The sequence below is a fragment of the Acidimicrobiales bacterium genome (assembly GCA_035533095.1).
Classification (GTDB): Bacteria; Actinomycetota; Acidimicrobiia; order Acidimicrobiales; family Palsa-688; genus DATLUM01.
The window spans coordinates 18,292-33,789 of record DATLUM010000119.1 but is presented as its reverse complement, the minus strand read 5'-3'; the positions used below and the strand labels follow the sequence as shown (position 1 = coordinate 33,789).

12 protein-coding genes are annotated in these 15,498 nt (G+C 67.7%); all 12 read left to right on the top strand.

Features of this window, described 5'->3' with window-relative positions; genetic code table 11:
- On the top strand, nucleotides 1–1,934 hold a 1,934-nt coding region (locus tag VNF71_14665), incomplete at its 5' end, for a DUF4157 domain-containing protein (GenBank protein ID HVA75798.1).
- A gap of 1 nt (nucleotide 1,935) precedes the next feature.
- Entirely contained in the window at nucleotides 1,936–2,364 is a 429-nt protein-coding gene (locus tag VNF71_14660) for a phage tail protein (protein HVA75797.1), read from the top strand.
- A 24-nt stretch (nucleotides 2,365–2,388) separates the two neighbouring features.
- Nucleotides 2,389–3,078 carry a LysM peptidoglycan-binding domain-containing protein gene (locus tag VNF71_14655; protein ID HVA75796.1) on the top strand — a complete coding sequence of 230 codons (690 nt, stop codon included), beginning with the start codon at nucleotides 2,389–2,391 and terminating at the stop codon, nucleotides 3,076–3,078.
- A gap of 10 nt (nucleotides 3,079–3,088) precedes the next feature.
- On the top strand, nucleotides 3,089–4,885 hold the full coding sequence (locus VNF71_14650; GenBank protein HVA75795.1) for a VgrG-related protein: 1,797 nt from the start codon (nucleotides 3,089–3,091) through the stop codon (nucleotides 4,883–4,885).
- A 52-nt stretch (nucleotides 4,886–4,937) separates the two neighbouring features.
- Entirely contained in the window at nucleotides 4,938–5,297 is a 360-nt protein-coding gene (locus VNF71_14645) for a GPW/gp25 family protein (GenBank protein HVA75794.1), read from the top strand.
- 6 nt (nucleotides 5,298–5,303) lie between these two features.
- Nucleotides 5,304–7,259 carry a putative baseplate assembly protein gene (locus VNF71_14640; GenBank protein ID HVA75793.1) on the top strand — a complete coding sequence of 652 codons (1,956 nt, stop codon included), beginning with the start codon at nucleotides 5,304–5,306 and terminating at the stop codon, nucleotides 7,257–7,259.
- Nucleotides 7,260–7,261: 2 nt separating this feature from the next.
- A complete protein-coding gene (locus VNF71_14635) occupies nucleotides 7,262–8,080 on the top strand; it encodes a phage tail protein (protein HVA75792.1) in 819 nt (272 codons plus the stop codon).
- A complete protein-coding gene (locus VNF71_14630; protein HVA75791.1) occupies nucleotides 8,077–9,693 on the top strand; it encodes a hypothetical protein in 1,617 nt (538 codons plus the stop codon). Before VNF71_14635 ends, VNF71_14630 begins: the two co-directional genes overlap by 4 nt.
- Nucleotides 9,690–10,412, top strand: a complete 723-nt coding sequence (locus VNF71_14625; protein HVA75790.1) for a hypothetical protein — start codon at nucleotides 9,690–9,692, stop codon at nucleotides 10,410–10,412. The genes VNF71_14630 and VNF71_14625 overlap by 4 nt, the downstream gene beginning before the upstream one ends.
- 97 nt (nucleotides 10,413–10,509) lie before the next feature.
- Nucleotides 10,510–11,742, top strand: coding sequence for a hypothetical protein (locus tag VNF71_14620; protein ID HVA75789.1), 1,233 nt, complete (start codon nucleotides 10,510–10,512; stop codon nucleotides 11,740–11,742).
- Nucleotides 11,739–13,586, top strand: coding sequence for a PKD domain-containing protein (locus VNF71_14615; protein HVA75788.1), 1,848 nt, complete (start codon nucleotides 11,739–11,741; stop codon nucleotides 13,584–13,586). Before VNF71_14620 ends, VNF71_14615 begins: the two co-directional genes overlap by 4 nt.
- A gap of 416 nt (nucleotides 13,587–14,002) precedes the next feature.
- The gene (locus tag VNF71_14610; protein ID HVA75787.1) at nucleotides 14,003–15,496 is read left to right on the top strand and encodes a hypothetical protein; all 1,494 of its coding nucleotides are present in this window, start codon (nucleotides 14,003–14,005) and stop codon (nucleotides 15,494–15,496) included.
- Nucleotides 15,497–15,498 lie beyond the last annotated feature (2 nt).

The window sequence follows — 15,498 nt, the reverse complement described above, 5'->3', positions numbered from 1 at the left end:
CAGGCGCGCCGCCGCAGCCTTCGGCAGAGGCCCCCAGAGCCGGTACCCAATCTGTCAGCACGGGTGCGGAAGTTCCTCCGGCCGCGGCGACCGGGATGGGCACCCGCATCCGGCATGACGGCCCTTCGGCCTCCCAGACCTACTCCTCGTCGACGAGCACTCCGAGAGTGGCCCGCACGGCGACGGGACCGGTTGTCAGGGTCGATCCGGCCCCGACGCCACGGCCGCTCGTCGAGTCCCAGCCACCGCCGCAGCTTCCACTGGTACACCTGAAGGCGTCCCCGCCGAGCCGGGTGGATGCGCCAGTGCCCCAGGGTGACCGCGGCGACATCACGGCCGTGCTCGCCGAGCCGGGCGAAGCGGGCGCCACTGTCGGACCCGCCAGCACCGCCGCACCCGCCGCTGCCGGTGAGCCCCTCGCCGTCGCGCCTCTTCTCGGCGACCGTCCGCCACTCGACGAGGCCGGTACCGATCACGCACCTGTGTCGACGCCGCACGCCGACGTTTCTGTGCCCGAGACCGGACCGGACGGTCAGGTCCCCGCTCCGTCGTTGGAGGTCGTGCAGCAGAACAACCCCGCCGAACCCCCCGTTACCGACCGGGGTGCCCTACCCATCGAACCCGGCGCCGGGACCGCCACCCACTCGAGCCCAGGTGATCCGGCTCCGCGACGCAGCGGCCTCGGCGCGCCCTTGCGGGATCTGCCGACGACGGCGGCCTCTCTCGACGCCGCGTCCGTGGCGGCAAGCTACGCCCGCCGTCCCCGCAACGCACCCGGCAGCCCTCTCGGCCAGCTCCCGCTCGCGGCCGCGGCCGGCACTCCCGCAAGCTCCCCGCCAGCGCAGAAGGCGGGACCGGCTGCCCAAGCTCCGGCCCTCACGTACGGGGAGACCTCGTCGCTTCCCGTCGTCACGCCTGAGCCAGCCGGGGAGACGCCGCTGATCGCCGCCCGCTCCGGTCTGTTGCCGCCGGCGCCGCGGGCCGTCGTGGTGCTCACACCTTTCCAGGCCATCGATCGGGCCGAGGCCCGTACGGTCGACCGGAGCGCGGCGCGAGAAGGCGCCGCGCTGAAGGCTGTGGTCGGCCAACGACACGGGGTCGACCTCGACCACGTGGCGATCGACAGGTCCCCCGCGTCGTCGGCGAAGGCCCAGGCCATGGGAGCGGACGCGTTCACGACCGAGGACAGGGTGGTCATCCCGAAGTCATTCGGGACCCTTGACTCGGGTCCCGGCCGGGCTCTGCTCGCCCACGAGCTCACCCACGCCGCGCAGCAGCGCCGCGCCGGGCCTCACGCGATGCCCGCGGAGAACAGCCCGGCCGGCAGGACGATGGAGGCAGCTGCCGTCGCCTCCGAGCTGTCGTACGTGGCGCCGGCATTTTCCATGGCGAGGGCCGTTTCGCCGCCTGCAACGTCAGCCGGGCTCGACGATGGTCCGATGACGACCGGTATCACAGGTGCGCCCGGACCGGTTCCCACGCCACCAGCGGCTTTCGGTGTGCCCGGCTCCGTTGCGCTCCCGGTCGCCCGGTCGCAGCCGCAGTCGATCGACGAAGGCGCGCTGGCCTCAGCGCTGATAAGGCTCGGCGCTGTCACGGGTAACCCCGCCGCGGCGATGACCGGATCACCGGTCAGCGTGCCCCAGGCCGGAGGTGCCGGCGAACCCGCCGCTATGCAGGCGCCCGCACCGGCGCCTGCTACTGCGGCGCCGGTCCAGCATGCGTGGAAGGTCGCTTCACCCTCGGCGGCGAAGCCGGTGATCGGGGGCAACCGCCAGGGCGACGACGGCGTGTTCAGCTCCCGCCCCAGCGACAAGGACCTAGCCAAGCTCGCGAGTTGGCTCTACCCGCTGATCAGCTTCAAGCTCCGCCGCGAGCTCCGCTCCGACCGGGAGCGGGCGGGCCTTCTGACCGACAGTTACCGGAGGTGGTGACGTGAGCGACCTCGTCACGAATGATCCCGGGCTCAGCGTCTACTTCTCGGTGGAAGTCGATGGTGTCGAACTCGGCGACTGGACGACGTGCACCGGGATGGGCATCTCGATACAGACCGAAGCGCGTGGTGACACGGCGCTGTCGTTTGTGATGCACCACCTGCCGGGGCATGTGACCTTCTCGAACATCACTTTGGGCAGGCCGATAAGCCCGGACACCGAGAAGGTGGTCAACTGGATCAGCTCGTTCGCGATGATGCCGGTCCCGACGCTCGCCCAAATCAAGGCCCTCGACCCGATGGGCAAGCCGATCGTGATGTGGAACCTCTTCGGTGTGATCCCGGTGAGGTGGACCGGACCGTCGTTCGACGCGGCATCGCTCAAGATCGCCGAAGAGCAGTTGGAACTGGCCTACAAGGGCTTTCTGTAGAAGGGGAGGAGGTCGACTACAGGTATGTCAGCGGCAGACGCAGCCAGCATGGCCAGCATGGTCAGCGCGTACATCCAGGTGCTGCCACCCGGCTTCGGGACGATCGTGTTCCCTTACAACCCCGACGAGTACACCATCAAGAAAGAGGCCAGCTGGCACCACACGCCTCAGCCCGCCGCCGACAGCGGAGGTACCCCGCAGTTCCAGGGGACCAAGGCCCAGACCATGGACGTCAAGATCCTCCTCGACCAGTTCGGGTTGCCGCCCAACCCGCCCGAGGAGGCAATCGCCATCCTGAAGCAGGCGATGGCACCGACCCCTGAGTCGAAGGCGCTGCAGGACTCCAAGCCTCCGACGGTCATGTACGGGTGGGGGACCAACATCATCATGGAGGAGGCCTACATCACGGCCCTCTCCATCACCTACAAGCGGTTCCTCCTCGGAAACCCCGTCCTGGCCGAGGTTGTGGTGAGCCTCGAGGCTGTGCCCAGCGTCCTCCCGGGCACCAACCCCACCTCGGGTGGTCTCACGACCAGGCGCTCCCACACCGTCGTCGAAGGCGACACCCTGGCCTCCATTGCCTTTGCGGAGTACAAGAACCCCAACCGCTGGAGGGCGCTCGCCGTAGCGAACGGGATCGACGACCCCATGCGGTTGCGTCCGGGGACCGTCCTGCTGGTGCCCGACCCGGCGGAAGCCGAGGCGATCGGTTGAGGTCCATGCGATGACCATGACCGACACGACCAGCGCCCAGATCGACGTCCGGGTCGAGGGAACGCCGCTCAACCCGATGGTCGCCGCGAAGCTGATCTCGGCGGAGGTCGACACGACGGTGTTCGTGCCGTCGCAGTTCAGGCTCGTCTTCCGTGCGCCGAGCACGCAGGTGCTCGAGCCCGGCGGCCTCCAGCTCGGTGTGATGGTGATGCTCCAGGTGACCACGGGCGGGGCACCGACTCCGCTCATGACCGGTGACATCACCGGGGTCGAAGTGGAGTACGGGCCGGAGGGGCACCTCACGATCGTGACGGGTCTGGACCGGTCGCACCGGCTCATGCGCGGGACCAAGACCATGGCCTACCCGCAAATGTCAGCCTCGGATGTCGTCACCCAGATCGTCGCCGAGGCCGGGCTCATGACCGGTGAGGTAATTCCCACTAGCACTCAATACGAATGGGTTACCCAGCCCAACGTCAGCCCGTGGGTGTTCATCCAGCAGCTTGCGGCGCTTGAGAACTGCGTCGCTTACGTCGATCCGATGGGACTGTTTCAGTTCGGGCCCATGAACAAGCCGGAGGAAGGGCTGCCTCCGGTGATGTCGTACGCGGAGCCCCCCCAAGGCACCCAGCTGGTGCTCGGCAAGAATCTGATCCGCCTGCGCTGCAATGTCACCAGCTCCGAGCAGGTTCCGGCCGTGACGGTGACCGGGTACAACCCCAAACAAGCGATGCCCGTCGTAGGCCTCTTTCCGAGCGCGCCATCCACGTCGCAGAGCCTGGACCCTGGCACCCTGCCCCCCGCTCTCGCCGGTGAGGTGGGTGCGCTTCCCTTCTTCGACGCCAGTCGTCCCTTCGACGATCAGGGGGCCGCGGAGAAGCGGGCGGAGTCCATCGCCGCCGACATCGCCGGCGCGCTCGCCGAGATGGAAGGCGAATGCCTCGGCAACCCGGCAATCCTTGCGGGAGAGGTGATCAGCCTCGGCATGGTGGGCCCGCCCTTCGACGGCCAATACGTGTGCACCGCGGCCCGCCACCGCTTCGAACCGGGCAACGGCGGGTATTCCACCTGGTTCACCGTCGGCGGCATGCGCGACCGCTCGATGCTCGCGCTGGCCTCTGGCAGTGGTGGTGTCTCCGACCTAACGGGCAACGGCCGGGTGCCTGGAGTGGCGATCGGCATCGTCACGGACAACATGGACCCGGAGAGCCAAGGGCGGGTCAAGGTGATGTTCCCCTGGCTCTCGGAGGCCTATGTGAGCGCGTGGGCCCGCACGATGCAGATCGGTGCCGGGAAGGCCGGCGGCTACGGCTGCCTTTTCATTCCGGAGGTCGGCGACGAGGTCCTGGTCGGCTTCGACAGGGGACATGTCGACAGCCCTTACGTGATCGGGAACCTCTACAACGGAGTCTCCAAACCGCAACCCGCTCCCAGCATCGAGGGCGGCGTGGCGAACAGGAGGATCATGTCGCGGATGCGACACATGATCGAGTTCGACGACGGCCCGGACAAGCTCGGAATCACCATCGTCGACGGCGAACAGACGTTGACGATCAAGCTCGATTCCCAGCAGCAGACGATCACCATCAACTCCGAGGGCCAGATCAACATTCAGGCGCAAGGCGCGCTCTCGCTCAAGGCGACCGCCGATATAGGAATCGAGTCCGAGGGCAACGTGTCGATCAAAGGAACCGGCGGGGTCTCCGTCCAGTCGCCCGCCTCTTTGTCCATGGAAGGGGCCGGCGGGGTCAAGGTCGAGGGAAGCAACGTGAGCGTTTCCGCTCCCCAGATCAGCCTCGGTGCTTAGGGGGTAGGGAACGGTGTCCGAGAGGTTCATCGGTCGGGGCTGGCGTTTCCCCGTGAGCACCGACCCGACCGGGAGCATCGCCCTTGCGGGGGACGATCGCAACCTGGAGCAGGCGATACGCCTCATCCTCGCGACCGCGCCCGGCGAGAGACCGATGCGTCCGGAGTTCGGCTGCGGCATACACAACTTCGTGTTCGCTCCGGCGAACGCCACCACCGCAGGGCGCCTCTCGTCCGAGGTCAAGAGATCCCTCGCCCGGTGGGAACCGCGCATCGACGTGCAGTCCGTCGATGTCAGCGTCGACCAGTTCGACCGCGGCGCCATGTACATCTCGATCAACTACACGAAGAAGGGGTCCTACGACCCGCGCAACTTGGTCTTCCCCTTCTATGTGATACCCGAGGGAGAGTAGGAGACGATGTCGCTGCCCGCACCCAACCTCGACGACCGCCGGTTCCAGAGCCTCGTCGACGACGCCAAGCGCCTCGTCCAGCAGCGCTGCCCCGAGTGGAGCGACCACAACGTCTCCGATCCCGGCGTCACTCTCATCGAGACGTTCGCCTACATGGTCGACCAGCTCCTGTACAGGCTCAACCGTGTGCCGGACCGCAATTACGTCAAGTTCCTGGAGCTGATCGGCGTCCGGCTGTTCCCGCCGACCGCAGCGACGACGCCTGTCACGTTCTGGTTGTCGGCGCCGCAGGACAACCCGATCGTCGTTCCCGCCGGCGTGGAGGTGGCGACACCCCGTGCAGACGTCGATCAGTCGGCCGTGGCGTTCACCACAGGCGAGGAGCTCCAGATCATCCCGTGCGAGCTCAGCTTCGTATGCTCGATCCCGACGGGCGGAACCTGGCGTAACCACACGGACGCGCTGATGCTGTCGCCGTTCTCATGCTTCTCGGCGCAACCGGCGCCCGACGAGGTGCTGTTGTTCGGGCTCTCCGCTGGCGTCCCCAACTGCGCTGTCAGCCTCCGCTTCGACTGCGAGATAGAAGGCGTCGGTGTCGACCCCGAGTGGCCACCACTGGTGTGGGAGGCGTACGACGGCAACGACTGGGCGGAATGCGAGCTCGACTCCGACAGCACAGGAGGCCTGAACCGGGCCGGCGAGGTCGTGCTCCACATCCCCGGCACCCACCAGATGTCCCTGGACCACCAGCTACGAGCCGGATGGGTGCGCGCCCGGGTGACAGCTCCCGAGGAGGGCCAGCCCTTCTACAGCAACTCCCCGCTGATCAAGAGGGTTTCTGCTAGCACCGTCGGCGGGACGACGCCCGCGGTGCAGGCCGAGCTCGTCGACGACGAGGTCCTCGGGCTGTCGGAGGGTGTCGCCGGCCAGCGTTACCTCGTCTCGCGCTCACCCGTGATCCCGACCCCTGGCGGCGCCGTCGTCGAGGTGTCCAGCGACGACGAGGGCTGGCAGGAGTGGACGGAGGTCGGCGACTTCTCGCAGAGCACGGAAGAAGATCGCCACTTCGCGCTCGACGCTGTCAACGGAGAGATCGTGTTCGGTCCTGTCGTGCGCAACGACGACGGCACCCTCACACAGTTCGGTGCCGTGCCGCCGAAGGGTTCCGTCATCCGCATCCGCGGGTACCACACCGGCGGCGGCAGGAGAGGCAACATAGCGCGCGGCGCGATCAAGGTCTTGAGGACCACGATCCCGTTCATCACCCGGGTCGAGAACCGCAGGCCGGCCACTGGCGGCGTGGACGGCGAGGACATCGAGGAAGCCAAGGTCCGCGGGCCGATCGTGCTGCGCACCCTGAACAGGGCGGTGACAGCGGAGGACTACGAGCAGCTCGCCCGCCAGGCTGCTCCCGAGACGGCGCGGGTGCACGCTGTGCCGGCCCTCGCCCCCGAGGACGCCGGGGGTGTGCGCGTTCTGGTCGTGCCTTCGGTCGCCGACGACGAGGACGGCAGGCTCAGCTTCGAGCGGCTCGTCCCGCCCGCAGAGACCTTGAGCAACATCGCTTCCGCGCTCGACCTCAAGCGCACGATCGGCGCCCGCGTCATGGTGGAGCCGCCGTCGTACCAGGGGGTCACCGTCGTCGCGATGATGCGGGCGCGCCCGTGGGCCGATGCCAACCGCCTGCAGGACAACGCCACGCGCGCTCTCTACCGGTATCTGCACCCGATCAGCGGCGGCCTCCAGGGGACCGGATGGCCGTTCGGGCGTCCTGTCCACGTCGGCGAGATCTACGCGTTGCTGCAGTCTTTGCCCGGAGTCGAGCTGGTAGAGGACGCCCGGCTGTTCGCTGCCAACCCGATCACCGGAGAACGCGGGCAGGCCGCCCAGCGCGTCGAAGTGGCTCCGACCGCTCTCGTATTCTCCTATGAGCACCAGATCCGTGTGGAAGGGGCTGCTTAGCGATGGCCGTCATCGAGGCATCGTCGCTCCCGAGCCCGCGGGGCCAGTCGACCGTCGTGGTCCCCGAGCCCGGCCGGGGTACCACCCCAGGTCTCGGCGTGGCCCGCCCCCTGTCGGAGGAGCTGCCGTCGCTGCTGCAGGAGGACGACTTCTGCGTGCGGTTCACGCAAGGCCTCGACGAAGTGCTCGCTCCCGTCTTCGCCACGATCGACTGCTGGGACTCGTACCTCGACAACGACCTGACGCCCGACGATTTCGTCGACTGGCTTGCCAGCTGGGTCGGCGTCGATGTCGACGAGAGATGGCCGTTGGATCGCCGGCGCCGTCTCATCGACGAGGCGGTGGGCATCTACAGGGTGCGGGGCACAGCCGCCGGACTCGCCGCGCACGTGGCGCTCTACGCCGGCACCACACCCGAGATCGTGGACAGCGGCGGATGCGAGTGGTCGCAGACCGCCGACACGGCATTTACGGGCACGAGCGATGCCTCGTTGACGGTGCGGCTGCCTGTCGACGACCCCGACTCTTTGAGCATCGGGACCGTGGAGCGGATCGTCGCGGCGTCGCGCCCGGCGCACGTCGTGTTCAAGGTGGAGATCCTCAGCGCCGCCGGCAAGGTGGTGGCGGAGGCCACTGAATCAAAGCCCGCGGCGGAGGCGGGGGCAGGCGATGGCGGAGAGGCGGATGATTCCGCTCCGGGTGCCATCGATCTGCCAGGATCGGAGAAGGTCGAGCTTGCTGCGCCCGGGCCGACCAGCGAGGACGAACGGGACGAGGACGCCGGGGAGGGGTCTTCGGAAGGGAAGGAGCCCTCGGGTTGATCATCTGCACCAAGTGCGGCTTCGAGAATGAGGACAGCGACACGTTCTGCGGGTCGTGCGCTGCCTTCCTCGAGTGGGCCGGCGAGAAACAGGCGGTAGAAGAGCCGGCCCCCGAGCCGGAGCCGGAGCCAGAACCGGAGCCGGCCGTCGAGGCGGGGTTGTTCGAGCGGGTAAAAGAGCGCATCGTCGGTGTGGGCGAGTCCCGCACCGGCAGCTCTGGCGGTGGCGTGGCGGAAGAGCCCACGGCCGTGGCGGTCGCAGAGCCCGAAGCGGAGCCGGAACCGGCGGTGGTGACACCGGGTCCGGTATCGGCGCCCCTCCCGTCGTCAGCGCCTGCAGCCTCAGCGCCGGCCGTGTCCGCGGCGCCCGCCGCGACCTCTTCGGCTGGCGGCACGGCGACGACATCCGCGCCTGCGGTCACGACACCGGCGGCGGAGGACACGTCCGTCGTCGCGCCGGCCGCCAGAGTCGCCGAGCCGGTGGAGAAGACCCCCATCATCTCAACACCGCCACCGGTGGTCGAGCGGCCGGCGAGCGCGCCCCACAGCGCGAGCCCCGCCGCCTCCTCGCCATCCGCCGGTGCGGGTACCTCGACCCCCCCGACAATCCAGGCTCCCGCTGCGAGTTCGGCGCCGGTGAGCTCGGCGCCGGCGACCACAGGCCCGAGCGCTGGTTCGAGCGCCGCCCCTGCCGCCCCACCGGCCGAACCGGCGGCCCCTACAGGCCCGGTGGCACCGGGTGCTGTCCAGCCCGAAGCGGTCAAACCGACTGCTGCCCGGGCACGTCCCGCGCCCAAGCCGAAGCCTTCGCCGCAGAGAGTCATCAATCCCGGTGACCTGATCTGCGGTCAGTGCGGCGACGGCAACGACCCGGTTCGCAAGTTCTGCCGGCGCTGTGGTGCGTCGCTGCAGCAGGCCGTCGTGTTCGTGCCGCCCTGGTACAAGCGGTTGTGGCTGCGGCTGCGCAAGCGGAAGGTGCGTGCGGCGGGAGAGCGGCCTCGCATGAGGCGGCGTGCGTTCGGCGGCGCCGGCGGCGGGTGGATATCGAGTTGGGTGACGAAGATCGTCGCGCTGGCGATAGTCGTGTTCTTGATCTTGACCTTCGTCGGGCCCTTCAGCAAGACGATCAAGCATCGTTTCAGTACGTGGTACCACGACGTCAAGAACGCGATCCACACCACTTACAACCCGGTCCACCCGGTGGGGGCGACGGCGACGTCCGCGGCGCCCGGTCACCCGGCGGGCAACGCGATCGACAATGCGAGCAACACCACTTGGGAGACGGCGAGCCCGAACTCGGGTGTCGGCTCGACTCTGACGATCACGTTGCAGGCGGCCACGAACATCGACAAGTTCGGTGTCATAAACGGTGACAACGACACGCCCAACGCCTACCTCAGCGAGCCCCGTCCCAAGGTGATCCTCGTGACCTTCAACGGGGGAACTGCGCCGTACTCGAAGTCGATCACGCTCGAGGACACCGCGTCGTTCCAATCGTTCGGCGTGAGTGCCAAGAAGGTGACGTCGCTGACCGTCACCATCGAGTCGGTGTACGCGTCGTCCCAGGGGCAGAACGCAGCGCTCACCGAAGTCGAGCTCTTCAGCAAGAGTTGAAGCCCTCCGTTCGCGCCGGCGCGTCCATGGCGGTCCCGGTCGCCGGGACGATCGCCGCCGGCGCGGTAGAGAAGCTCGTCGTTCCACGGGCCAAATCGCTCGCGGCGCCGGCCAAGAGCGTGCTCATCCGGGGGGTCGGCGGTCCGCTGGCGCTGAAGAAGCCAGCGGTACCGAGGCTGAAGGTTCCCAAGCCTCCGAAGCTCCAAGCGCCCCGACTGCCGGCGCCGGCGAAAGCGGACGCCAAGAAGCTCGCGGCGAAGTCCCTCAACGCGAAGAAGCTTGCTGCTAGCCGGGCTCAGGGGGCGAAGAGCGTCCTGGTGCGCGGGAAAGGGGCGGCAACGCCTGGGGCGACCTCGGCCATGAAGGAGCTCCAGGCAGCCAAGAGCGCGGCGAAGGCGGTGAAGCAGAAGGCAGCCGCCAATCTCGGTAGCGCAGCCGCGCCGATGAAGAGCAAGGCCGGCAACCTTGCCGCCGAAGCGAAGAAGGCCGCCGCAGCGGAGAGGGCAGCCCTGCAGAAGGCAGCGGTGCCGGCCAAGAGCGTCCTCGTGCGAGCGAAGGGGGCAGCCGGGGCGGACGTCAAGGCGTTGAAGGGACGAGCGGCGCCGGGCATCAACCTTTTGAAGAGTCGCGCGGCGCCGGTAGCAAAGGCCGTGAAGGGCGCTGCACCGGTGGCCAAGAAGGCCGCTCCGGCGTTGCGCTTCGCCAGGATGTTCCGATAGGAGACCCGGCTGTCCTATCGGACATTTCTTCTCGAACAGTGAATCGAACAAGGCACGTTTAGTCCATCCGGCGATAGGTAACGCGGAGGTCCTTCACATGGGTGCAGTCGCTCAGCTGTCGAGTTCCAATATCGACGTGGAACCGGGTAGACCGTCGACTCTTACCCTTCAGATCCGTAACACCGGGACGGTCGTCGACCGATTCTCCTTCGAAGCTCTGGGAGGGGGATCGCAGTGGGTGTCGTTCAGCCCTGAGACGATCTCGTTGTTCCCGCAGGCTTCGGGAACGGTGAGCGTCGTGGTGTTGGCGCCGCGCGAGCCCGCGTCGGCGGCGGGTGCCATGCCGCTCGGCATCCGGGTTGCGTCGTCCGAGGACCCAGACGGGAGCGTCGTCGAGGAGGCGTCCCTGAACGTTGCGCCTTTCAGCGCGGTCGGGGCCGAGTTGGTCCCCCGGATCACGCGCGGCGGTCTGAGGGGCAGGACGCGGCTGGCTGTCGACAACCGGTCGAACTGTCCCTACGTCGCGGGTGTCAGCGGGAGCGATCCGCGTGGCGCGTTGGCGTTCGCGTTCAGGCCTGCGGCGGTGACGGTCCAGCCGGGAGAGACGGTCTTCGTGCGGGCGACTCTCCGACCACTGAAGCGGTTCTGGCGCGGCCCCGCCCAGACTCTGCCGTTCACCACGACGCTCACCGTTCCCGAGGACGAGGTCGGCCCTCACCCCGCTGTGCTGCCGATCGACGGCTCCATGACGCAAGGGCCACTGCTGCCGAGGTGGCTGCTGGCTGCGCTGGCGGCCCTCGTCGCGCTGATTGCCCTACTCGTGCTCCTCTGGTTCGTGCTCTTAAAGCCACAGATCCGTTCGACGGCTAAGGACCAGGTGAAGAAGCAGCTGACAGCAGCCGGAGTGGTCGCACCCGCGACATCCGGCGGAGGCGGCGGATCCAAGAGTGGCGGTTCGACGGCGGTGACGACTCCGCCGGCGAGCGGGACCGGTGGGTCATCGACCGCGTCGAGCGCCCAGTCGATCAACGGCAGCGCCCAAGCCTCCGGGAACGGAACGCAGGTCGTCTACACCGTGCCGACCGGCAAGACCCTTCAGATGACCGACCTGCTCGTCGAGAACCCGAACGGCGACACCGGCACGCTGATCCTGGCCCGCAACGGCGTACCACTCATGCAGTGGTCTCTCGCGAACTTCCGTGACCTCGACTACCACTGGATCACTCCGACCGTCTTCGCGGCGGGGAACCAGATGCAACTGGTCGTGTCGGGTTGCCCGGGGGCCTGCACGCCGGCCATCTACTACGCGGGAAGCCTCGCCGGGTCGTGAAACGGCGCTGGCCGGTAGCGGCTGCTTCGGTCGCCGTCGTGGCGACGGGGATGTCACTGGTCGGCGTGGTCGGCGGCGGTGGTCGTGCGTCGGCCAACCCGACTGGCGCTTCGCCGCAGGTGTTCGTCGGCGGCCCCGGATCGTCGAACAACGGTCCCTACGACCAGTTCAACCTTTCTTCCCTACAGGCCGGGGGTGCGGCTCCAGTCGCGTCCGGCACTCTCGGTTCGGGCGTGGCTTCCGTCGCGATCAACCCGACCGCGTCCAAGGTTGTCTACGGGTTGCTTCCCCCAACAGCGACCATACGCGCGTTTCTTCCGTTGATCGCGGTCGAAGACGTTGCCAGCCGGACGACTTCGCGGACGAACACCGCCAACAACCCCATCGGGATCGCAGCAGATCCCACGGATTCCTCGCGGGCATACGTTCTCGAGTCCACCTATAACCAAAGCAGCGGCGTGTACAGCAACAGTATCGACACAGTTGGGATCTCGACGTCACCACCAATCGACTCCCAACTCACTTCCGGGATAGGTGGGGTGACGATACCGGCCGCGATCGCGATATCTCCCGATGGGTCGACCCTCTTCGTATCTGGCACGGCAGGGAGACTCGGAGGCATCACAGCTCTTTCCGTTACGAATCCGACTCAGTCCTCGACCTACAACTTCGACCACGTGGGCAGCATCGTCGACATCGCCGTGGCGCCATCCGGCGATATGCTCTACGCGATCTCTGCAGGTACTCCGACTAGCTCGCCCAATGGTTGGGTGCTAGCGCTCCCATTACCACTGAAGGCGGGTGAGGTGCCGTCCTGGTCCCCGCAGCCTCTGTCGTTCGTTCCAACGAGCATCACAGTCAGTCCCGAGGGTCAGACTCTCTACGTCACGGGCAGTCAAGGTGTCCAGTCATTCTCGCCATCAACAGGCGTGCCAGGTACCCTTCGCCAGCTGCCCAGCGCGGGAGGTGCTGCCACTCAGGCTCTTTCGCCTGACGGATCGACCCTTGTCGTTGCCGGTACCGACTCAGCGACGGGCGACACGATCGTCTATACGCTCGCCGCTCCGTCTCTGGTACTCGGGAACGCAACGCACCTCGGGACCGGCTTTGGCACGCTCACTGGGCCCGAGAAGCTGGCGATAACCCCCGACCAGGCACCGGTCGCTTCGTTCTCGGCGATACCCGGCGCGTCGGGAACGCCGACATCGTTCGACGCCGGGGGCTCCTCAGTCGCCTACGGGTCGGTGAACAACTTCACCTGGGACTTCGGGGACGGGCACGGCACTGCGACCGCCACATCGCAAGCGAGCCACGTCTACGCGACACCCGGGAACTACAAGGTCACGCTCACCGAGACGGACTCCGCGGGCACGTCGATCCCGCCGGCGGTGTTCCTCACCGGGTTCTCCGTGAACGGTCCCGGCCAGACACCGTTCAGGCGCGCCGACAACTCGGCTCGGACATCACGCGTAGTGTCGGTGGCCGCGCCGGGGTCGACCACGACGACGACAGCGGTGCCAGCGCCCGGCACCCCGACGCTCACGCTGAACCCCGCTCTCGGGCCACCCGGAACGCTCGTCACCGTCACCGGATCGGGATTCCCCGCAAACACACCGATCACCATCTCGTGGTCGGTGTCGACCGGGTCGGTCGTGATCACCTCCGACGCGGGCGGCAACCTACCGCCGACGATCCTGCCGATCCTCGTTCCAGACGTGCTCGGTCCGCGATTCGCGGTTTCCGCGACGAGCCCGCAGGCGCAGGCGCCGTTCCTGGTGGTGCCCGGCACCGCGGAACCCGGGGGGGAGGACGGGAGTTACCTCTTCAGGACGGAAGGCCCGTAGCGGTACAAGAGGAACACGGGCGGCGCGACCGTTTGATACTTGTTGTCGCAATCGTCGGTTGTGTATCGGGGGAGAGTTGTTTTCCCGTTGATGGCCTCCTGATCCGGCATCGTTACCTTTTCTCCTGCTCTGCCTCGGGGTCGGTCCTTGAGGGGCGGGAAGGAAGGATGTCCAAGAAGTCAGGCCGCGCCAAGTCGCGCGCGGCGAGCGGCGGGGTCCTCGTGGGGATCTCCGCAGTAGGTGCCCTCGGCGGTGTAACGGCCTTCGCAGTTCCACCAGCATCGGCGATGCCTGTCATCGAGAACTGCAAGGGGCCCATCGCAAGATGCGTTACCCAGGGGTCGTCGCAGAACACGTCTGACGGGCCGCAGTTGGCGCCATTGCCGGCGAATCTCGCTGCGCGGTCGATTCAGAACGTGCCCGATCGGCCTATCTCCTCGATCGTGGCGACCAGCGACGGTGGCTACCGGTTGGCCGGCAGCGCCGGCGGTGTCTACTCCTTTGCCGGCAACGACCCGGGGACCATGCTCGGTCACATGCTGAACGGCAGGATCGTCGGTGCCGCGCAGACGACGTCGGGCGGCCTGTGGCTCGCCGGTTCGGACGGTGGGGTGTTCGCATTGAACGCACCGTTCTACGGGTCGGCGTCGTCGCAACGCCTGAACGCTCCCGTCACTGCGATTGCCTCGGACCCGCTGGACGGCGGATATCTGCTGGCGGCCGCCGACGGTGGCGTCTTTTCCTTCAACACCCCGTACTACGGATCGGTCGCCGGCCAGCATCTGAACGGGGACATCGCCGGCATCGCCGTAGACCCGATCACCGGTGGCTACTGGCTCGTGGGCTCAGATGGCGGGGTGTTCGCCTTCAACGCTCCGTACCTCGGTTCTCTCGCCGGCCAGCATCTCGGTGGCGGCATCGTCGGGATCGCTTCGACGCCCACGGGCGACGGCTACTGGCTCGTGGGGTCGGATGGCGGCGTCTTCACCTTCGGTGACGCCCAGTACTTCGGCTCCTTGGCCGGCCGGCACCTCGGTGGCCAAATCGTCGGGATGGCACCCACGCTTTCCGGCCACGGCTACTGGCTCACCGGTTCCGACGGCGGCGTGTTCACATTCGGCGACGCGACCTATCTCGGCAGCGCCGTCGCGCCGGCACCGGCGCCGGCCCCCGCTCCAGTCCCGGCTCCGCTCGCCCTGGCGAGCACAGTCCCAGCGCCCACACCGGCGGGTACCACTGGGATGGACATCTCCAACTACCAGTGCGGGAGCATTCCTGCGGCGCGGACGCCTATCGCCGTGGTCCAGGTGAGCGGCGGCACGTTCTACGGGGGGCCCAACCCCTGCTACACCGCCGAGGCCGCCTGGGCAGGACCCAACATGCAGGCCTACATCTACATGGACGGGGTTCCGTTCCCTGCACCTCCAGCGGCCCTCAACGGACCAGCCGGCGCCTGCCATCCCGGTGAGGCCCCGTGCATCGCTTTCAACTACGGGTGGAACTACGCGCTGCAGTGGGTGAGGTACTCGAATTCGGTTGGCGTTCATCCGACCAAGTGGTGGATGGACGTCGAGAAGGGCTCCGGCTGGACGGGTGCTGGTGTCAACCGGCTCGTCATCGAGGGCGCGCTCGACGCGCTGCGCGACAGCGGACCGTCGGTGGGCATCTACTCGAACGCGACCCAGTGGAACGCGATCACCGCAGGGATGGTCATCCCGGGCATCGACCTGTGGGTTCCTGGTGCCGGCAGCCTAAGCGGCCCGGGTTATACGGCCACGTCGTTCTGCGCCGACCCGTCAGAGGCGTTCGCCGGTGGCAAGGTCAAGTACGTGCAGTACGGCTACACCGGCAGCTTCGCCGGAGCGTATCCACCTCCGGCTTCGGCGTACGACCTCGACTACGCCTGCTAGCG